General features: G+C 62.0%; 12 protein-coding genes. 5 read left to right on the top strand and 7 right to left on the bottom strand.

The features are described from left to right. Window positions 1-29 precede the first annotated feature (29 nt). Genes purH through HMPREF1267_RS04320 form a run of 3 tightly spaced genes read right to left on the bottom strand, consistent with a single transcriptional unit; the run spans window position 30 to window position 3,993 of the window. Window positions 30-1,562, bottom strand: a complete 1,533-nt coding sequence (purH, locus tag HMPREF1267_RS04330) for a bifunctional phosphoribosylaminoimidazolecarboxamide formyltransferase/IMP cyclohydrolase (RefSeq protein ID WP_023028527.1) — start codon at window positions 1,560-1,562, stop codon at window positions 30-32. 27 nt (window positions 1,563-1,589) lie between these two features. After that, window positions 1,590-2,198 carry a phosphoribosylglycinamide formyltransferase gene (gene purN / locus HMPREF1267_RS04325; RefSeq protein ID WP_198011995.1) on the bottom strand — a complete coding sequence of 203 codons (609 nt, stop codon included), beginning with the start codon at window positions 2,196-2,198 and terminating at the stop codon, window positions 1,590-1,592. Between the two features lie 22 nt (window positions 2,199-2,220). Then, window positions 2,221-3,993: a DUF6350 family protein gene (locus HMPREF1267_RS04320; RefSeq protein ID WP_156906109.1), complete on the bottom strand. Its 1,773-nt coding sequence runs from the start codon at window positions 3,991-3,993 to the stop codon at window positions 2,221-2,223. A gap of 518 nt (window positions 3,994-4,511) precedes the next feature. On the opposite strand from HMPREF1267_RS04320, the gene HMPREF1267_RS04315 reads away from it, so the two are divergent. Beyond that, the gene (locus tag HMPREF1267_RS04315) at window positions 4,512-5,267 is read left to right on the top strand and encodes a M23 family metallopeptidase (RefSeq protein ID WP_023017615.1); all 756 of its coding nucleotides are present in this window, start codon (window positions 4,512-4,514) and stop codon (window positions 5,265-5,267) included. 803 nt (window positions 5,268-6,070) lie between these two features. Continuing rightward, entirely contained in the window at window positions 6,071-6,829 is a 759-nt protein-coding gene (locus tag HMPREF1267_RS04310) for a M23 family metallopeptidase (RefSeq protein WP_005279895.1), read from the top strand. Here HMPREF1267_RS04310 and pcrA read toward each other — a convergent pair. Then, complete coding sequence (pcrA, locus tag HMPREF1267_RS04305; protein WP_034666867.1) at window positions 6,826-9,369, bottom strand: DNA helicase PcrA; 2,544 nt, start codon at window positions 9,367-9,369, stop codon at window positions 6,826-6,828. The two genes, HMPREF1267_RS04310 and pcrA, sit on opposite strands and share 4 nt — an antisense overlap. Before the next feature lie 97 nt (window positions 9,370-9,466). On the opposite strand from pcrA, the gene HMPREF1267_RS04300 reads away from it, so the two are divergent. The 3 genes from HMPREF1267_RS04300 (at window position 9,467) to pgi (ending at window position 12,937) form a co-directional block, all read left to right on the top strand. Further along, complete coding sequence (locus HMPREF1267_RS04300) at window positions 9,467-9,790, top strand: chorismate mutase (protein WP_005279891.1); 324 nt, start codon at window positions 9,467-9,469, stop codon at window positions 9,788-9,790. Between the two features lie 65 nt (window positions 9,791-9,855). Next, window positions 9,856-11,202, top strand: coding sequence for a Na+/H+ antiporter family protein (locus HMPREF1267_RS04295; protein ID WP_023028523.1), 1,347 nt, complete (start codon window positions 9,856-9,858; stop codon window positions 11,200-11,202). A gap of 97 nt (window positions 11,203-11,299) precedes the next feature. Next, on the top strand, window positions 11,300-12,937 hold the full coding sequence (gene pgi, locus HMPREF1267_RS04290) for a glucose-6-phosphate isomerase (RefSeq protein ID WP_034666865.1): 1,638 nt from the start codon (window positions 11,300-11,302) through the stop codon (window positions 12,935-12,937). Between the two features lie 202 nt (window positions 12,938-13,139). Here the strand turns inward: pgi and HMPREF1267_RS04285 are convergent, their stop codons facing one another. The 3 genes from HMPREF1267_RS04285 to HMPREF1267_RS04275 all read right to left on the bottom strand — a co-directional run bounded on the left by HMPREF1267_RS04285 (window position 13,140) and on the right by HMPREF1267_RS04275 (window position 19,345). Further along, a complete protein-coding gene (locus HMPREF1267_RS04285; RefSeq protein WP_023017610.1) occupies window positions 13,140-13,565 on the bottom strand; it encodes a YccF domain-containing protein in 426 nt (141 codons plus the stop codon). 35 nt (window positions 13,566-13,600) lie between these two features. Beyond that, window positions 13,601-14,407 carry a DNA-formamidopyrimidine glycosylase family protein gene (locus HMPREF1267_RS04280; protein ID WP_023028521.1) on the bottom strand — a complete coding sequence of 269 codons (807 nt, stop codon included), beginning with the start codon at window positions 14,405-14,407 and terminating at the stop codon, window positions 13,601-13,603. Between the two features lie 69 nt (window positions 14,408-14,476). Then, window positions 14,477-19,345 carry a DEAD/DEAH box helicase gene (locus HMPREF1267_RS04275; RefSeq protein ID WP_023028520.1) on the bottom strand — a complete coding sequence of 1,623 codons (4,869 nt, stop codon included), beginning with the start codon at window positions 19,343-19,345 and terminating at the stop codon, window positions 14,477-14,479. Window positions 19,346-19,371 lie beyond the last annotated feature (26 nt).

Genomic DNA, 19,371 nt, shown 5'->3' with positions numbered 1-19,371 from the left:
CCAGGATCCTTAGGTTTCAGGCGCTATCGCTAGTGAGCGAAGTGGCGTGTTCCGGTGAGATACATCGTAACACCAGCGGCCTTAGCTGCGTCGATAACTTCTTCATCGCGGATGGAGCCGCCGGGATGGACAACGGCTTTGACGCCGGCATCGAGAAGCACCTGCAAGCCATCGGCGAAGGGGAAAAAGGCATCGGAGGCGGCGAAGGAGCCTTGGGTGCGGTTGGTGGCATCGGCAAGCGTATTGGCGCGCTCGACCGCAAGCTTGGCGGAATCCACGCGGTTGACCTGGCCCATGCCCACGCCCACGGTCGCATTGTCCTTAGCCAGCAAAATCGCATTGGACTTGACCGCGCGCACCGTGCGCCAGGCGAACTCGAGCTGAGCCAAGTCCTCGTCACTCAGGGCTTCGCCCGCTGCTAGGGTCCAGTTTTCGGGCTTATCGCCCTCGGCCTGGTAGGTATCCGGCTCTTGGCGCAGCACGCCGCCGGAGATGTACTTGCGCTCCTCGCCTTGTTCCTCTGGCTCGGCCAAAAGCACGCGCAGGTTCTTCTTGCTCTGCAGGATCTCCAGCGCCTTATCCTCATAGGCGGGCGCGACAATGACCTCGGTGAAAATGCCCTTGACCTGCTCAGCCATCTCTACGCTGACCTCGCGATTGACAGCGATGACGCCGCCGAATGCGGACATCGGGTCGCAGGCATGCGCCGCGCGGTGGGCCGCAGCGATGGACTCATCCGATACGGCGATGCCGCACGGGTTGGTGTGCTTGATAATCGCGACGCAGGGGCGCTCGTGGTCCCAGGCCGCGCGCCAGGCAGCATCGGCGTCCTGGTAGTTGTTGTAGCTCATCTCCTTGCCGTTGAGCTGCTGGGCGTTGGCCAGGCCCTTGGTGCCAATCCGGGTGACGGTGGCGGCCTGGTGGGAATTCTCGCCGTAGCGCAGCGAGGTGGTCTCCTCGCCATCGCTGAGCTGGTCAACGAACCATGCGGAAACCGCCGCATCATAGTTAGCGGTGTGAAGGAAGGCATCGCGAGCGAGGCCACGGCGCTGGTCAAGGCTAAATCCACCCTCTTCAACGGCCTGGGTTACCTCGCCATAGCGCGCCGGATCTACGACCACGGCAACGGACGGGTGATTCTTGGCCGCCGCGCGCACCATGGAAGGCCCACCGATATCGATCTGCTCCACGCATCCATCGAAGTCCGCGCCGGAGGCGACCGTTTCCTGGAAGGGGTACAGGTTCACCACGACGAGCTGGAAGGGCTCTACCTCAAGCTCGTTGAGCTGCGCCAGGTGGTCTTCCTTGCGGGTATCCGCCAGGATTCCGGCGTGCACGCGCGGGTGGAGCGTCTTGACGCGGCCTTCCAGGCACTCGGGGAAACCGGTGAGCTTTTCTACCGGGGTGACCTCGATTCCCAGGTCAGCAATCTTCTTGGCGGTGGAGCCGGTAGAGACAATCTCTACGCCTGCCTTATCAAGTGCGCGGGCCAGATCCTCCAGCCCCGTCTTGTCGTACACGCTAATGAGTGCGCGCTTTACCTGCTTGCGGTCTTCGCTCATGAGGAGGAATAAGCCTTTCGAAAAGTCTTAGTCTGCGAGTTGAATAAAAAGCTCCTCGCCGCGGGGCTGCGCCGCGCGCAGCACGTCGACGATGAGTTCGCGCTCTACCTTTTTAATGCGTTCGTGGAGGCTGGCCTCATCATCATCTGTCCGCACGGCCACCGGCCGCTGCGCAATGATGGAACCAGTATCCACGCCCGCGTCCACGAAATGGACGGTAGAGCCTGTGACCTTCACGCCGTATTCCAACGCATCGCGCACCCCGTGCGCGCCCTTAAACGCAGGCAATAACGCCGGGTGGGTATTGATGGTGCGGCCTTCGAAGCGGCGGAGGAAGCCTTCCCCCAAAATCTTCATAAAGCCTGCAGAAACGACAATGTCTGGCTGCGCAGCAGCTACTGCATCAGCCAGACATGTATTCCATTCGGCACGGTCCGCACCCATTTCCACGATCTCGGTATCGATACCGCGTTCTCGGGCGCGTTCAATACCTCGACACGGTTTATCCGCAACCACCTTCACCACTTGGTATCGCTCATCCTGGGCTTCCAAGATGGCTTGCAAAAGCGAGCCCGTCCCAGAGACAAGCACGACAACTCGTAGGCGGTCAGTAGCTGCAGTAGCGCGTGGTGGCATCGGTGAAGTCACGCGCTATAGCCTAGTCCCTCTTCCCGCTTTCAGTAGAATCTGCCGCGTCAGGCTTGCCCTCATTTGCGTCCTCTTCCACGAGTTCGCCTTCCAGGATCTCGGGGGCTTCAGCCGCTTCGCGCTCGCTGCTTTCCGATGCCCCTTCTTCCCCACCATCTCCCGCAGCACTCTCCGCGTCATCGCCGTCGTCGCTGTCTTCAACGACCTCCCCTTCGATGACCTCGTCGACGGTGTCTGCGGTGTCCGTGGATTCTGCGGCAGCGTCATCGTCGTCGGCTGCATCCTCTGTTTCTTCTGCAGCGGACTCAGCGGCGTCGCCGTCACTCGATTCCGATTCGTTCTCGTCCTCGTCCGTTTCGCTCTCGTCCAAATCGGCATCAGCATCGTCGCCGTCAGCCTCGTCGGCCTCGGCCTTGTCCGCGTCAGATTGTTCTGCGTCAGTGGTGTCCTCAGAAGCGGTATCTTCTGCCGACTCTGCAGCGTCTTCTGAATCCTCTTCGGAGGCCTCTGCCTCTGCGACCTCCTCCGCCGAAGACTCTGCCTCCGCTTCGGCCGCGCGGGCGTCGCGCCAGTTCATAAGCGCAAAGGCTGCCGCGACGGCCAAGCCCACGACGGCGATCCACAGCGCGGCAAGGCCAGCAGCGGTCCACAGGTGCGGTCCGGTGTGGCCGTAGTAGCCCAGCGTGCCGCTGACCAGATAGCACGCGAAGAACATGATGACCGCGGTAGCCGCCGTGGCCGCGAGCACCTTCTGGAAGGACGGGCGCTTTTTATACAACGACAACGTTGCTGCGATGAGGGGAACCACCATGAACACGACCGCCCAGCCGGGCGAGGATGCCGGGATGCCACCAGTAATGGGCAGCGGCGGCAGCGGAACAAGGTGGGTACTAAAGAGGCTGACCTGTGCCTCACCTGCCGAAAACTCCGAGCCCACCAGCACTGCCCCGGTACTGACGATGGCGTTGGGGATATACAGCAGGCTCAACAGGATGAGGGTAAAAACGCCCAACCCAGTGATGGACGGATATTCATCCATCATCTCCCCCTGGCGCGAGAAGTTCACGATGAAGATGAGCACGAAGACCACGGTCGCGCCAATGGCGAGGTAGGCGAGGTAGCGCAGGGCGATAAGGGCGGCATCGACAAGCAGCGGCGGGGCACCATAGCGCTTGGCCAAGGCGCGCCACAGGCGGGTACCCATGCCGGCTGCCATCGCCGCTAGGTGCACGACGATGACGCGAGCAAGCGCAGCAGCGAGGTTCGGCGGGGATACGTCGAAAACCTTGCCGGCATCCCACAACATCACCCAGGCAATGCAGGTCAGTACCACCGGCACGCCCATCACGCAGGCGACAAGAATAGCCAGATCCTTCACGCTGACTTTGTGTTTTACCGCGGCGCGCACGCGCACCGCCACCACCGTGGCGAGGATGAGGGCGGGCAAGGCGGGGAGGAACGACAGGTCCACCCCGGCCGCAGATACCGGCGCGAGGTTAAAGACCATCCACGCTTCCGCCACGATGGTCGGCAGCCACGCAAGGGGCGAGCCAAAAAGCAAAAGCGCGCCGAATGCAAGCGCCACAATAATAAGGACGACAATAATATTCGGCAGCGCCGCCGACATGAATAATTGGCGTATGCGCCCCGCCTTCGTCAGCGGGGCCGGCGTGCGACGGGCCTTCGCCTTCGACCCAGCTTTGCGGGCGACGCGTTCTGCGGAATTATGCGGCTTCTGCGTCGCAGTGGCATGCGGTGCACGAGGGGCGCGCTCTGTCTGCACTGTCCGGCCCCGCGCCTGGCTACGCGGGCGGGGCGTTGACCGAGATTGGGGGCTGGTGTTTTTGTTCATCGGCGTCCACTTTGCCACCTTTTGTGCGTGGTATCGGGGTGGCGCGACGAGGCACCTCCAAAATCACCGTGGACTTGTTCAGTAACTACTGTAGACATATATATAAGGAATAAAGTTTTAACTCTTATCCCCCACTGGTCACAGTAATTACATGCCATTGCATTTCCACGGCAGGACGTTACAGCGCACCATTACAGCTTCGGGGCTACCGCGGGGGCTTAGTTTTAAGAGATTTATATCGCACTATGCGCCACAACTTTCCATAACGTGCCTGCATGTAGGCTTATTCCAGACCGGCGCGAGAAAAAATTCATTTTTGGCTTGCTGTTATCTTTTTGAGACGCTACTGTTACATCTCGTTGGTAACAAGAAGGTCACAATCTCGTAACTAACCCAGAGACGGTGTAACGCTCTTTTTGAAGATTGTGAAAGACACGAAAGAAGATTTAATGCGAAGCAAAGTTCAGCGTGGCGCCGGCCGCCATCGCAAGATTGTCACCTCGCAGACCACCAAGGGTCGTATCGCTGTCATGACCGTTGCAGCCGGTGCCGTGTCCACCGCCGGCGTAGGCGGCGCAGCTGCCGCTAACGTTGAATCCGACAACGCTGCATCTTCCACCACCACGACACAGTCTGTTGACTACAAGCTTGCCGCTGATACTTCCGAGGTCAACAACACCCCAGCCGGCTCCTCTGATGCTGCACCGCAGATCCTCAACGTGGCTGAGGCAAAGCCGGTTACCAATCTGGTTGACCAGCTGAGCAAGTCCATCCAGGCTTCCGCTGACCGCGCCGCCGAGGACCTTGCCGCTCGCGCTCCTTCCATTGCTCGCCCCGCTGAAGGCGCCTTCACTTCCGGCTTCGGCCCGCGTTGGGGCTCCTTCCACTCTGGCGTGGACATCGCCAACGCCGTTGGCACCCCCATCCTTTCCGTCATGGACGGCACCGTCATCGATTCCGGCCCAGCCTCCGGCTACGGCCAGTGGATTCGCATCCTCCACGATGATGGCACCATGACCGTCTACGGTCACATGCAGACCCTCGACGTCGCCGTGGGCGAGCACGTGCACGCCGGCCAGAAGATCGCCGGCATGGGCTCCCTGGGCTTCTCCACCGGTTCCCACCTCCACTTCGAGGTTCACCCGAACTCCGGTGACGCCGTTGACCCACAGGCATGGCTGGCCGAGCGAGGCATTCAGCTCTAAGAGCCTTCTTTCCTTCTTGTTAAAGCGCCGCAGAAGCTATCTGCGGCGCTTTTGCTATGCGTAGCCCCCAATAAGCTCCACTCGCCCGCAGCCTCCGCAACAAGCCCCCTCGTGCAGAGTCACAGCCCCACCTTCGCCCCGCCAGAGGCGATCTCCGCGATGGAGACAGTCCCACCCCACCAGAGGACGGATTGCGGTCCAAAGAGTGTTAGAGAGCCGCACAGCCGCCCTCCAAGGCCCGTATGAGCCCCAAGGACTTCCTTAGCTGCCCTAATCTCCACATCGCGGAATTAAGGGCACTCCGTTCGCCTTGAGTACCGTTGCACCGCACGGGAGCACATAGACGCGGCGTCGAAAATTATCACCGAGCGCGCGTCGCTTTAACGAGCCGCCAATAGAGGCCCAAAAATAGCCCCACCGACTGCCAGTTAAGTCCAGCATCCAGCCTTGTCGCAGGTAGATGGCAGTTTTCTAACTTGGTGCCAATAACCCCCCTCTCCTCACCCCCGGCAGTCACCCCCAGAGCTTAAACCAGTACTTCAAACTCGCAACTTTGGCCACTTTCGTAACACGCGCAACAAGCTGGCATGTTCGAAGCTTTTCGAATAAACGCCTTTTCTACCAGCATTTTTACAGATTGCACGGCCTCTATGGGCAGGCTAACTTTTAACTCGTTGCCACAAGCGAACGCTAAATGGGGTATTTTCATTCCTCGGCGTGTCGCAGAGGGCAGTTGAAAGACGCCAAACCTTTAAGGTTTGCGCGCCTCGAGACCATGCACAGCCATGAAAAGGACTTAAACTATGAAGCGCATGAACCGCGCACGCAGGAATGTAGCGCTAAGCATCGTTACGCTTGGCACCGTTTTTGCTACCGGCACCTCCGCTTTTGCTGCTGATCCAGTGGCCAGCGTGGACGTTTCCAATGGCTCCTCTGAGCCGCAAGCAACCAACGTTGATAACGCGGGCGTTATCGACGCCGCCGTCGGCTTCGCAAACGCCGCCGCCGGTGTACTAACCGGCAAAGACGTCCCGGAATTTAGCCCGAACGAATCCGGCGGGATCAACATCATCTTGGACCCCTCCTCCGTTCCTGGCCTACGGGAAGCTTTCGCCCCCGAGGGCGACCGCTCTGGACTGACCCCTCAGCGCAGCCGCGATGCTGCCGGCAATACGGTGGTCTTTCCCACCTCCGGCACCTTGACTTCTGGATTCGGTATGCGCTGGGGCGCGATGCACAACGGCATCGACGTGGCTAACCCAGTCGGCACCCCGATCTACTCCGTCATGGACGGCACGGTCATTAACTCCGGTCCGGCACAGGGCTTTGGCAACTGGATTCGCATCCAGCACGTCGATGGCAGCATCTCTGTCTACGGCCACATGTCCGCTAGCTCGCTGCGCGTGAACGTGGGCGACCACGTTTCTGCGGGCGACCACATCGCGGACATCGGCAATGAGGGCCGCTCCACCGGCCCACACCTGCACTTCGAAATCCACCCGGGCGGCGGCGCAGCCGTTGACCCAGTGGGCTGGTTCAACGAGCGCGGGATTTCGGTCTAGAGCTTTTCCATCGGCACACCACCGATGAGCATGAGCCGCACCTTGCCGGAGGAACCAAAGTCCACGGTCACCGTGGCGCGGGCACCGGAACCGGCCGTTTCAATTACGGTTCCGAGCCCGTACTTGGCGTGGTTGACGCGGTCTCCCACAGCAAGGTTGAGGTTCTTATTCTTCGGCATGGAATTAGCTGCAGGCTGGCGAGTGCGTTGCGAAGGGGAAGACGTAGCGCGCTGGCCAAACCCAGCACCCCCACCACCGGAATAGGCGCCACTAGAACCGCGGCGATAGCTCCGGCCATATTGATAGTCATCGGCTCCCCAGGAACCGGTGAGGTCACTATCGGAATCCTCTCGCCGCCAGTCGATGAGATCCTCTGGGATCTCGGCGAGGAAGCGACTGGCGGGATTGGTCACCGGATTGCCCCACGCAGAGCGCAAGATGGCGCGGGTGAGGTACAACTTTTCACGGGCGCGGGTGATGCCCACATAGGCCAGGCGGCGTTCTTCGCTTAATTCCTTCGGGTTACCCAGTGAGCGCATGTGCGGGAATTGGCCGTCCTCCCAGCCGGCGACAAAGACGACGGGAAACTCCAAGCCCTTGGCCGTATGCAGGGTCATCATGGTCACTACCCCAGTCTCAGAATCCGGGATCTGATCCGCATCTGCGACCAGGGAGACCTTTTCCAAAAAGGCCTGCAGCGAGCCCGGCGCGGCTTCGCCTTCTTCTAATAGCTCATTGGGATCGACCGCATCCGCCCCGGCGGCGGCCAGCTGGTTGGCGGCCTCCGAGGTAAATTCGCGGGCCACGGATACCAGCTCATTGAGGTTATCGAGGCGCGCGCCATCCTGCGGGTCGTTGGATTTTTCTAGCTCCGCCTTATATCCGGTGGCATCCAGGATGGCGGTGAGCAGTTCGCCCAGATCGGGCTGGCCGGTCACCTCATCGCGCATGCCGGGGATTTGTGCGCGGATGCCCTCCATCATGTCGTTGAACTTGGTAACGGCATTGACGGCGCGGGTACCAAGGCCGGGGACGTCGCCCCGGGGGACATCGGCAAGCGCCTTGCCAAAGCTTATCCCCTGGTTTTCCGCGTGCAGGGCAATCTGGCCCTGGGCCTTATCGCCGATGGCGCGCTTGGGAACATTGATGATGCGGCGCAGGCTCACCGTATCGTCGGGGTTATCCATAATGCGCAGGTAGGCCACCATATCGCGGATTTCGCGGCGTTCGTAAAAGCGCGTCCCGCCCACGACCTTATAGGGAATGCCGGAGCGAATGAAGATATCCTCCAGCGCGCGGGAGGAATTATTGGTCCGGTACATCACGGCGATATCGGAATAGCTGTGGCCCTTATCCGCCAGCGCGTCGATCTCTGCAGCGATAAAGCGGGCTTCATCGTGCTCGTTATCCGCCACGTACCCCACGATGGATTCGCCATCGCCATGCGCGGTCCACAGGTTTTTCTCCCGGCGGTTCTCGTTTTTCGCAATCACGGCATTAGCCGCGTTCAAGATGGTCTGCGTGGAGCGGTAGTTTTGCTCCAATAAGATGGTGTGCGCTTGCGGGTAATCGCGCTCGAATTCCTCGATATTGCGGATGGTGGCGCCGCGGAAGGCATAAATGGACTGATCGGAATCACCCACCACGCACAACTCTGGGGCATCAGGACCCAGCTCGCCCTTGCCCACGAGCGCTGCTACCAGCGCGTACTGGGCGTGGTTGGTGTCCTGGTACTCATCAATGAGCACGTGCTTAAACCGCCGGCGATAAAACTCCACTACCTGCTTGTGCTCGGTGAAAATGCGCACTACTTCCCCAATGAGGTCATCAAAGTCCACCGCATTGGCCGCGCGCAGGCGGCGCTGGTACTCGGCGTAGACATCCGCCACGGTGGTCTCAAAGGGGTTCTTGGTCTGCTGCGCCTTGTCGGCTGCCTCGGCCGGGCCCACGAGCTCGTTTTTGTGGTTGGAGATCTGGTTGGCCAGCACGCGCGGGGTGTATTTCTTCAGATCCAGCTGCATGTACTTGGCAATCATGGATAGAAGCCTGCGGGCATCGTCGCCATCATAAATGGTGAAGTTGGTATTAAGCCCCGGCACGAGCTGGGCGTTCTGGCGCAGGATGCGCACGCAGATGGAGTGGAAGGTGGATACCCACATGCGCTCGGCCACCGGACCGACCAGGGAACCCACGCGCTCCTTCATCTCTGCGGCGGCCTTATTGGTAAAGGTAATGGCGAGGATTTCCCACGGGTTTACCCCGCGGTGGCGCATGAGGTACGCGATGCGGCGGGTAAGTACCGCGGTCTTGCCAGAACCCGCGCCGGCGACAATCAGCAGGGGCCTGCCGGTATGGGTGACCGCCTCTAATTGCTGTGGATTCAAACCTTGGGTTAAAGGATCGGATTCCGCGGGCCTTGGCGTGCTGCCAAAGGGGTTCTGCGGCTCGGGCTGGCTAGGGGCGAAGCCGCCGCGGGAAGCAGCACCGGATACGGGTTCGCGCGGGGTAGAAGTTGGGCTAAATGGAGAGTTATTCGTCATAATGCCTACCAACCTACTAGCCCCACCGGACATGGCCCGTATTTGCGGCATACCCTGCGCTTTCTAAATACCCGACCAAGTGGCACAATAAGGGACCATGACCGCTGAAGATAATGAATCCATCGTTGACAATGGCTTGGATATCCGCACGCCCACCGGCACGGATGATCCCCTATCTGATGCGGAAATCCAGCAGTATCGCGAGGAAATCAACCGCCTTGACCAAATCATCTTGGATGCCGTCAAGCGCCGCACCGAGGTCTCCCGCGCGGTGGGTCGCACCCGCATGAGCTCCGGCGGCACGCGCTTGGTGCACACCCGCGAGATCGCCATCCTCAATGAGTTCCGCGCGGAGCTTGGCGAGGAAGGCCCCACCATCGCCTCTGCCCTGCTGCGCATGGGGCGCGGCCGCCTGGGCTAAAGCCACCACTCAACCCCTCGGATTAATTACGAGCTCACCCATACTATGCAGTACGCTTTCGGGGCATGAACGCAGTACTCATCGCCGTCATCGTCATGCTCGCGCTTGCCCTCCTGCGCGTGCACGTGGTGGTGGCGCTTTTCATCGGCGCGATAGTCGGCGGCCTTATATCCGGCATGGGCCTGGATGCCACCATGGTTGCCTTCCAGGACGGGCTCGGCGGCGGCGCCAAGATTGCCTTAAGTTATGCCCTCTTGGGCGCCTTCGCGATGGGTGTTGCCTCCGCCGGGCTGCCGCAGATCTTGGCCAACTTTCTCATCGCCAAGCTCGGCGGCACCGGCGAATTAGATCCCAAGGCCGCGGCCACCACCAAGTGGATGCTCGTTCTTGGCCTTATCGCCATGGCCGTGATGAGCCAGAACCTCATCCCCGTCCACATTGCCTTCATCCCGCTGCTTGTCCCGCCGCTATTGGCGGTGATGAATAAGCTCAAGCTGGATCGCCGCCTTATCACCACGTGCCTGACCTTCGGCCTTATCACCACCTACATGTTCATTCCGGTGGGCTTCGGGTCCATCTATTTGAACGATATTTTGCTCTTCAATATTGAAGAGGCGGGTCTGGATACCTCCACTATCAATATTATGCAGGTCATGGCCATCCCGGCCCTGGGCATGCTCGCCGGCCTGCTCATCGCCATCTTTTTCAGCTACCGCGCCCCACGCGAGTACGAGGACCGGCCCATTGCCGCCGAAGAGCACCAGGAAACGCCCTCGCGGTATAAAATCTGGGTTTCCATCCTGGCGATTATCGCCACCTTCGCCGTCCAAATCATCATGCAGGCGCTCGATTTCGAGTCCGATGGCCTGCTCGTCGGCGCCCTGACCGGCCTGGGCATCTTGCTCATTTCCGGCGCGGTGGATTGGAAGCACGCCGATGACGTATTTACCAACGGCATGAAAATGATGGCCCTTATCGGCTTTATCATGATCACCGCGCAGGGCTTTGCCTCAGTCATGACGGCGACGGAGGAAGTCGGCCCGCTTGTCGATGCCACCGCCAACCTCTTTGGCACCAATAAGTTCCTCTCCGCAGGCGCCATGCTCTTGGTGGGCCTGGTGGTCACCATGGGCATCGGCTCGTCTTTTTCCACCCTGCCGATTATCTCCGTTATCTACGTTCCCCTGTGCGCCTCGCTCGGCTTTAGCCCCGCGGCCACGGTGGCGCTCATTGGTACGGCAGGCGCGCTTGGCGATGCCGGCTCCCCCGCCTCCGATTCCACCCTCGGCCCCACCGCCGGCCTCGGCGCCGATGGCCAACACGATCACATCCGTGACTCCGTCATCCCCACCTTTATCCACTTCAATATCCCACTTCTAATCGCCGGCTGGGCGGGCGCGCTCATGCTCTAAATGCCACACTTTTCGCGGTGCCGTTGGCACTCATTCTCGACTACGGTGGGAGGGGTACACATTGCCAATGCGCTCGTCGCCAGAAAGGCCAATTGCCATGGATATCACCGCATCGCCCCAGTGGAAAGACCTGGTCAAGGTATTTGAAGATAAGCAGGACATGCTCCTGCGCGATCTCTTCGCCACAGACGCGAACCGCGCCGAGAACTACACCTTCGACGCCGCAGGCCTGCACATGGATTTATCCAAAAACCTCATCGATGAAGACGTCCTCCAGCACCTGGTCGAGGTAGCCCGCGCCGCCGACGTGGAAGGCCGGCGCGATGCCATGTTTGCAGGCGAGCACCTCAACAACACCGAGGATCGCGCCGTGCTGCACACCGCGCTGCGCCTGCCGGTAGAAGATGACCTGCACGTCGATGGCCAAGATGTCGCCGCCGATGTCCACGAGGTTTTGGGCCGCATGCGCGATTTCGCCACCGCCCTGCGCTCCGGTTCCTGGTTGGGGCACACCGGCCACACCATCAAAAAGGTGGTCAATATCGGCATCGGCGGTTCCGATCTCGGCCCCGCCATGGCCGCACAAGCCCTGCGCTCTTATGAGGTGGCCGGCATTTCCGCGGAGTTCGTCTCCAACGTGGATCCCGCCGATATGGCCGCCACCTTGGACGGGCTCGATGCCGGCTCCACCCTCTTTATCGTCTCCTCCAAGACCTTTACCACCCAGGAAACCCTGACCAATTCCCACGCGGCCCGCCGTTGGCTCATCGAACAATTCGATGGCGATGAATCCGCCGTAGCCAAGCACTTCGTGGCCGTATCTACCAATGCGGAGCAGGTGGAGAAATTCGGCATCGATACGGATAATATGTTCCCGTTCTGGAATTGGGTGGGCGGGCGCTACTCCCTCGATTCCGCCATTGGCCTATCTTTGATGTGCACCATTGGCCCGATGGACTTCATGCGCTTGTTGGAAGGCTTCCACGCCATGGATGAGCACTTCCGCACCACCCCGCTAGAGCGCAATGTGCCCGTACTCATGGGCTTGCTGGGCATCTGGTACACCAATTTCTTCGGCGCCCAAACCCACGCCGTGCTGCCCTACTCGCAGGACCTCGGCCGCTTCCCGGCCTACCTGCAGCAGCTGACCATGGAATCCAACGGCAAGTCCGTGCGCCGCGATGGCACCGCAGTGACCACTGGGCAGACCGGCGAAATCTACTGGGGCGAGCCGGGCACCAACGGCCAGCACGCCTTTTACCAACTCATGCACCAGGGCACCCGCCTCATCCCAGCGGACTTCATCGGCTTTGCCCGCCCCAAGGAGGACTTCCCCACCGCGGACGGCACCGGCTCGATGCATGACCTGCTCATGGGTAATTTCTTCGCCCAAACCAAGGTGTTGGCCTTTGGCAAGACGGCAGAAGAAATCGCTACCGAAGGCGTTGAGGAAGACCTCGTGCCGCACAAGGTCATGCCGGGCAACCGCCCCACCACCACGATTATGGCCGAGGAGCTTACCCCCTCCACCCTGGGCGCGCTCATCGCGCTCTACGAGCACATCGTCTTTACCCAAGGCATCATCTGGGATATCAACTCCTTCGACCAATGGGGCGTGGAGCTGGGCAAGCAGCAGGCCAATGACTTGGCCCCCGCCGTCTCCGGCAGCCAAGAGGTAGATTCCGGCGACCAGTCCACCGATAAGCTCATCGGCTGGTACCGCGCCAACCGTTAGCTCCGGCCCGTGCCCGGGTCATGCGCCCCAGGCTCTAGCGTAAAAGTGTCCAAAACAACCGCGTTCTTAAAAAATCTGCCCTCAAATTCAGACAAACGCGGTTGTTTTGGACATATTCGTGCCTAAGCACCACAGATCACTAAAGCGCCCAGCCGCGAAGCAACATGTCGCTTCGGGCCAGGCGCTTTCAAACTAGGTGAATTTACAGCTTCACCATGGGCTGCCAGCCGGCCGGGATGCTCTTCGAGCTAACAACCTTGCGTCCGAAGGGGAAGCAGGTCACTGGAATCATCTTGAGGTTGGCCCAGGCAACGGGGATACCGATGATGGTAATCGCCTGGATGACGGCGGTAACGACGTGGCCGATGGATAGCCACAGACCAGCGATGACGAACCAAATGACATTGGAGATGCCAGACATCCCGCCGGTGCCCTTGCGGGGCTCCACCACGGAGCGGCCGAATGGCCACAGCGCGAACTGGCCCATGCGGAACGAGGCCACGCCCGCCGGAATCGTCACGATGAAGATGCAGGCGATGATGCCGAAGAGGAAGTAGCCCAGCGCAAGAACGATGCCGCCGGAGAGTAACCAGATGATATTAAATACAAGATTTAGTAGTGATCGCATGCCCGCCAGCTTAGCGCGAAAAGCGTAAAGGAACCTTAGAGCGGCTGGCAGTGCGGGCAGAACCAGATGATGCGCTCTAATTCGCCCTCATCCCCGCCGCGGTCAACGCCGCCCAGGGAATCTTTCTGAATAATGGTGCCGCAGCGCCGACAGCGCTTGCGGTTGCGCCCAAAGACATAGGTGGTCTCCCCGGCGCGGCGCACGCCGGTGGTCACTCGGATGGGCGAGTTCCGGTTGGTCCACATGATGCGCTTGCCGATGTCCACTACCTGCTCCACATCCACCTCTGCCACTGGGGTGGCCGGGTGAACGCCGGCGAGGAAGCAGATTTCAGCGCGGTATTCATTGCCAATGCCCGCCACAACCTTCTGGTCCAAAAGCGCCGTGCCGATGCTGCGCTCGGGTCGCGCGCGCAAACGGCGCACCGCCTCTTCGCGATCCCAGTCGGGGTCCAAGATATCCGGGCCAAGGTGGTTGATGCGGCTAAAGTACTGATCCGCATCGAAGATATCGACAAAGCCCAACCAGTGGCCTACGAGCTCAATATCGCGCGGTGAATGGGACAGTTGCAGCACGATGCGCGCGCTATGGCCGGGCTTGCGCCAGCGGTCGCCGACATAGTGGATAGCCCAGGTGCCCTCCATCTTTAGGTGGGTATGCACGATGGTCTGGTCGAATTGCATGAAGAGGTGCTTGCCATAGGGCCACACGCGCTCACAGATGGTGCCGGTTAGGTCAACGGTGGCGTGCTGCGGCACGCGCACGGAACAGCCGGTGACCTCGCGCCCGGTCATAAACTGCAGGCGGCGCGAAAGTTGTAGGACGGAATCGCCTTCGGGCATGGGAATGGCCTCCTTCCGTCGGACTCAGACACAGTGGCCCCACCAAAATACACCTGCGGGCGAATAGGGCTAGCGACGGTATCCACCGCGCGGGCGGAAGCCACCGGAATTGCGAGGCGGCGGAGGCGGATCGTCGAAGCTGAGTTCCTCAATAGCCTCGGAGGCACGCCGCCCGGCGCGTTGCCCGCCGCGCGGTGCCTGCGGGGTGCGCGGCGGCGCGGCGCGACCGACAATGCGCACGCCCTTCGGGGTGATTCCGGCCCCCAGCGAGCGCAGGATATTAGCCGCTGGGGTGTGGTGGATGGGGTTGCCATTGCACTTTTCAATCACCAGCGGCGAAATGTGCCCGGCGGCGATGAGTTCTACGAGCGCGGACAGGAGGCGGGCGTAGACGTCGGTGGTCTCGAGTCCATCGGGCAGCGCATCGATAAACGTGGTCAGGGTCTTGCCGCCGCGGGTGAGGTGGGCTATGGGGAGGCCATCACACAGCACGACCAGTGCTCCGGCGGAGCGGGCCGGCCCGCCGGTAGCCTTGCCATCGGCTCCATCGCGCTGCGGCCACGGCAACGCCGCGCCGTAGGGGTTGGCGGGATCCACGGCGGCGAGTACGAAGGTTTCTGGATCAGTGGTGCCGGACGGCCAGCCGGTGACATCGGGGGAATCCGCCAGGCCGCGGAGGCGATCGATAATGGCCGGGGTGGAAAACTGCGCGGCGCCGAGATCCTCGATGACATAGCCGCGCATGGCCTTGCCGGATTCCTCAAAGCCGGACAGGACCTTATAGGCCAGGGCGAAGCCACCAAGGACGTCTTCTGCCACCACGGAACCGCGGGTGACCACACCGTAGCGATCCAACCAGGCCTCACCGTGCGCCACAGAGCGCGAGGTGGCGTCTTGGGCGGCGGGCACCGCCAGCGACCAGCGGCCGAGCATATCAGGCGGGGTCTGGCCGGCTCCGCCGTTAGCATTCTGGGTCTGGGCGAACGAGGTGCGGCCCATGCGCAGCCGCGAGCGCGTGGGGCGCCGCTTGGAGCGGTGGGCGGTAGAACCGCGGCCCGCGCGGGATGCCCCTCGCCCGCCTGACGATAAGCGCGTGCGGATGGGCGCAAAGGAATCCGGGCTAGCCAGGCCCATTTCCACCAGCTGCCAGAGCGCCTCGCGGGTCTCCTCGGCGGTACCGGGAACCTCAGCAGCGATATCAGAAAAGAGGAAGCCGCCGCCGCGCTCGAGCACGCTTAAAATGGCCCGCTGCAGCATGCTCACGCCCTCCGGATCGGTTTCGGGGGCGAGCTGGGCGGCGTAATCGGTAGGCAGCAGCATCACCCACGGGTCGACGGCCCCGGCCTTTCCGGCGCCGACGATCATCACCTCGCCATTGGCGGTTAGCTCATCTAGCATGCGGGGCGAATAATCCCCCACGCGGGCGGGCAAAATGATGGATTCCCAGGCAGAGGCCGGCAGGCGCACCCCGGCGAGCTGCTCGATAGCAGAAAATACTCCATCGGCACCGCGCAGCGCGGGCCGCTTCCCTGCGGGCGCGATGCCGTGCCATTCCGGGAGGAAGCGGGCGAAGGTGGCACCGGAGACCGGCTCGGTATCCGCGCGCGCGGCAGCAAGCGAGCGCGAGCGAATGGTCTTTAGCACCTCGGCGGCGCAGTACTCCTGCTCCTCTACGCCCTGCCGGTAGTGGCCCTCCACGATCGAATCCAACCCGGCCAGGGTGGTATATGCAGCGGAGACGGAAATGCCGAAGGCAGCGGTTAAGTCCGCGAGCACGAACGGGCCGCGGGTGCGCGCCCAGCGGCTTACGAGCTGTGGGAGGGCATCGGCAAGCGTGGCGACCTGGGCGGGGATGCCGGGAGGAATGGGGACACCGAGGGCATCGCGAAGCAGCGCCGCATCCTGGGACTGGGCAAGGTGCTCGCGCCCGCCGATGCGCACCCGCATAATCCGCGTGCCCAAGCTCTCCAGGGCGGCAAGGGGCACATCCGTATGCGCGCCCAGCTCTTCTACCGGGATGGGCCCGAGCACCCGCAAGAGATCCGCGAACTCCTCGGTGGTGCGCGCCCGGCGCGAGGGTGCGGTGCGCTGCAGCTGGGTATGGACCTCATCGATGATCGCGGGATCCAAGAGCTCGCGCAGCTCCACCGTGCCCAGCAGCTTGGCCAAGAGCGCTGGGTCAAGGGCGAGGGCCGCCGCCCGCTTTTCCGCCAGCGGGGAATCGCCCTCGTACATGAAGGCGCCGGTGTAATTAAAAAGCATCGAGGAGGCAAAGGGCGAAGGCTGATCCGTGGTGACCTCCGCGATGCGCACGCGGCGGTGCCCCAAATCGCGCATGACCTCCTGCAGCGCCGGGACATCGTAAACGTCCTGCACGCACTCGCGCACCGTTTCCAAAATAATGGGAAAGGACGGGTACTTGCGGGCAACATCCAAAAGCTGTTCGGCGCGCTGGCGCTGCTGCCATAGCGGGGCGCGCTTGCCGGGATTGCGGCGGGGCAAAAGCAGCGCGCGGGCCGCGCACTCGCGGAAGCGGGAGGCAAAAAGGGCGGAATTGCCCACCTGCTCGGCCACGACATCGGCAATATCGTCGGCGTCGAAGGCAAAAATGGTGCCATCGGGATCGGCCTCGCCCTCGGGCAGGCGCAGCACGATGCCATCATCGCCGGCCACCGCCTGCGGGTCCATGCCGGTGCGCTCGCCCACCCGCGCGCCTACCGCCAAGGCCCAGGCGGAGTTGACCGGCCGGCCAAAGGGCGTGTGCAGCACCACGCGCCAGTCCCCCAGCTCATCCTTGAAGCGCTCGAGCACGAGCGTCTTTTCATCCGGAATAACCCCGGTGGCCTCCTGCTGTTCGCGCAGGTAGGACAAGATATTGCTGCGGGCATTCTCATCAGCATCCGCGATAATGCTCGGGTCCGTATTTACCTCGCGGCGGTACTCGCCCAAGGCCTGGCCCAGCTCATAGGGGCGCCCGGCGCCATCGCCATTCCAAAATGGTAGCCGGCCCGTATGCCCCGGCGCGGGCGTGACTAGGACTTGGTCGCGGGTAATCTCCTCGATGCGCCAGCTGGTCGCGCCCAGGGTAAAGACATCGCCCACGCGGGATTCATAAACCATCTCCTCATCGAGCTCGCCCACCCGGCGCGGGGCCTTCCCGGATTCCCCACCGCTATAGAGGAAGACGCCAAACATTCCCCTATCCGGGATGGTGCCACCACTGGTCACGGCCACGCGCTGCGCCCCCGGCCGCGGGGTCATCACGCCGGATACGCGGTCATAGACCACGCGGGGTTTTAGCTCCGCAAAATCCGTGGATGGGTACACGCCGCTGACCAGATCGATGACGGAATCATAAACCTCGCGGGCCAGTTCGCGGTAAGGATGGCTGCGCTTGACGATGTCATACCAGTCATCCGCGCTTAAGCCTTCCTCGCCCGCTGCGGCCACCGCCGCCACGGTCTGCTGCGCGAGCACGTCCAGCGGATTGCGCGGGGTATGCATCTTCTCGATCATCCCGCCGCGCATGCGCGCAACCGTTAGCGTCGATTGCACCAGGTCCGCGCGGTGCTTGGGATAAAACGCGCCGTGCGATACCGCGCCCACATGGTGCCCGGCGCGGCCCACGCGCTGCAGGCCTGAGGCCACCGAGGGCGGCGATTCTACCTGCACCACCAAATCCACCGCGCCCATGTCAATGCCCAGCTCCAGCGAGCTCGTGGCCACCACGGCCTTCAGCGTGCCTTCCTTTAGCATCGTTTCCGTCATGGCGCGCTCGTCCTTGGACACCGAGCCGTGGTGCGCCCGTGCGATGACCGCCGGCGCCTTGCCCGCAACGTGCGAATGCGCCATCAGCTGGGCGGGATCGCGCCGAGTTTCCGGCGAGAGCGAATCCGGGTCATATTCCTGCGCGTATAGCTCGTTAAGCCGGCTGGTCAGGCGCTCAGCACTGCGCCGCGAGTTCACAAAGACCAGCGTGGAGCGATGCGCCATGATGTCCGCGTAGAGGTCCTGGGTAATAAACGGCCAGATGGAGTTCGCGGTGGGCAGCGCGGTGTCTTCTTCCCCGACGAAGTCCTCCACACCGTCCCCGCTGCCTTCCGGCCCGCCGGTAATGCCAATGGCATCATCGACGGTGAGCTCCCCGATGGTCGAGCCCGCCTCCGGCGTGGGAAGATCCGACATATCCTCTACCGGCACGCGCACATCCAGGTCCCACTTCTTGTGGGCCTCCGGCGCCACGATTTCCACTGGGCGATTGCCACCCAAGAAATCCGAGACGGCCGAAAGCGGGCGCACCGTGGCAGAAAGCCCAATGCGCTGAAAATCACCCGCAATTTCTTGCAGGCGCTCCAGCGTCAGGGCGAGGTGCGCGCCGCGCTTGGTGCCGGCCAGCGCGTGGATTTCATCGATGATGACGGTATCGACGGTTTTCAAAATCCCCGCCGCCTTTGAGGTCAGCATCAAATACGCCGATTCCGGGGTGGTAATGAGGATATCCGGTGGCTTGCGCACCTGTCGGGAGCGCTCTGCTGAGGGTGTATCGCCAGAGCGCACGCCCACGGAAATATTCGGCGTCTCCAGCCCCAGCTTTTCCGCGGTGCGCGCAATGCCGGTCAGCGGGGCCCGCAGGTTATTTTCCACGTCCACGCCCAGCGCCTTGAGCGGCGATATATACAACACCCGCACGCCCGTTGCGGAGCCTGCGGCGTTTCCTACCGGCAGGGCCAGTTGTCCTTCGCGTTCTACCAGGTTATTTAGCGCCCATAAAAACGCCGCGAGCGTCTTACCAGAACCGGTGGGGGCAACCATCAGGGCGTGATCCCCGCGGGAAATCTTGTCCCAGGCCTGGGCTTGTACTGCGGTGGGAGCGGCAAAAACGTCCTGGAACCACCGCGCCACTTGGGGGCGAAAGCGCTCGAGGATGTTTTCTGGCATGACCACACTCTAGTCCCCGTTGTAAT

It is taken from the genome of Corynebacterium sp. KPL1824 (assembly GCF_000478095.1).
GTDB lineage: Bacteria > Actinomycetota > Actinomycetes > Mycobacteriales > Mycobacteriaceae > Corynebacterium > Corynebacterium accolens.
This window is presented reverse-complemented; position numbering and strand designations above follow the sequence as displayed.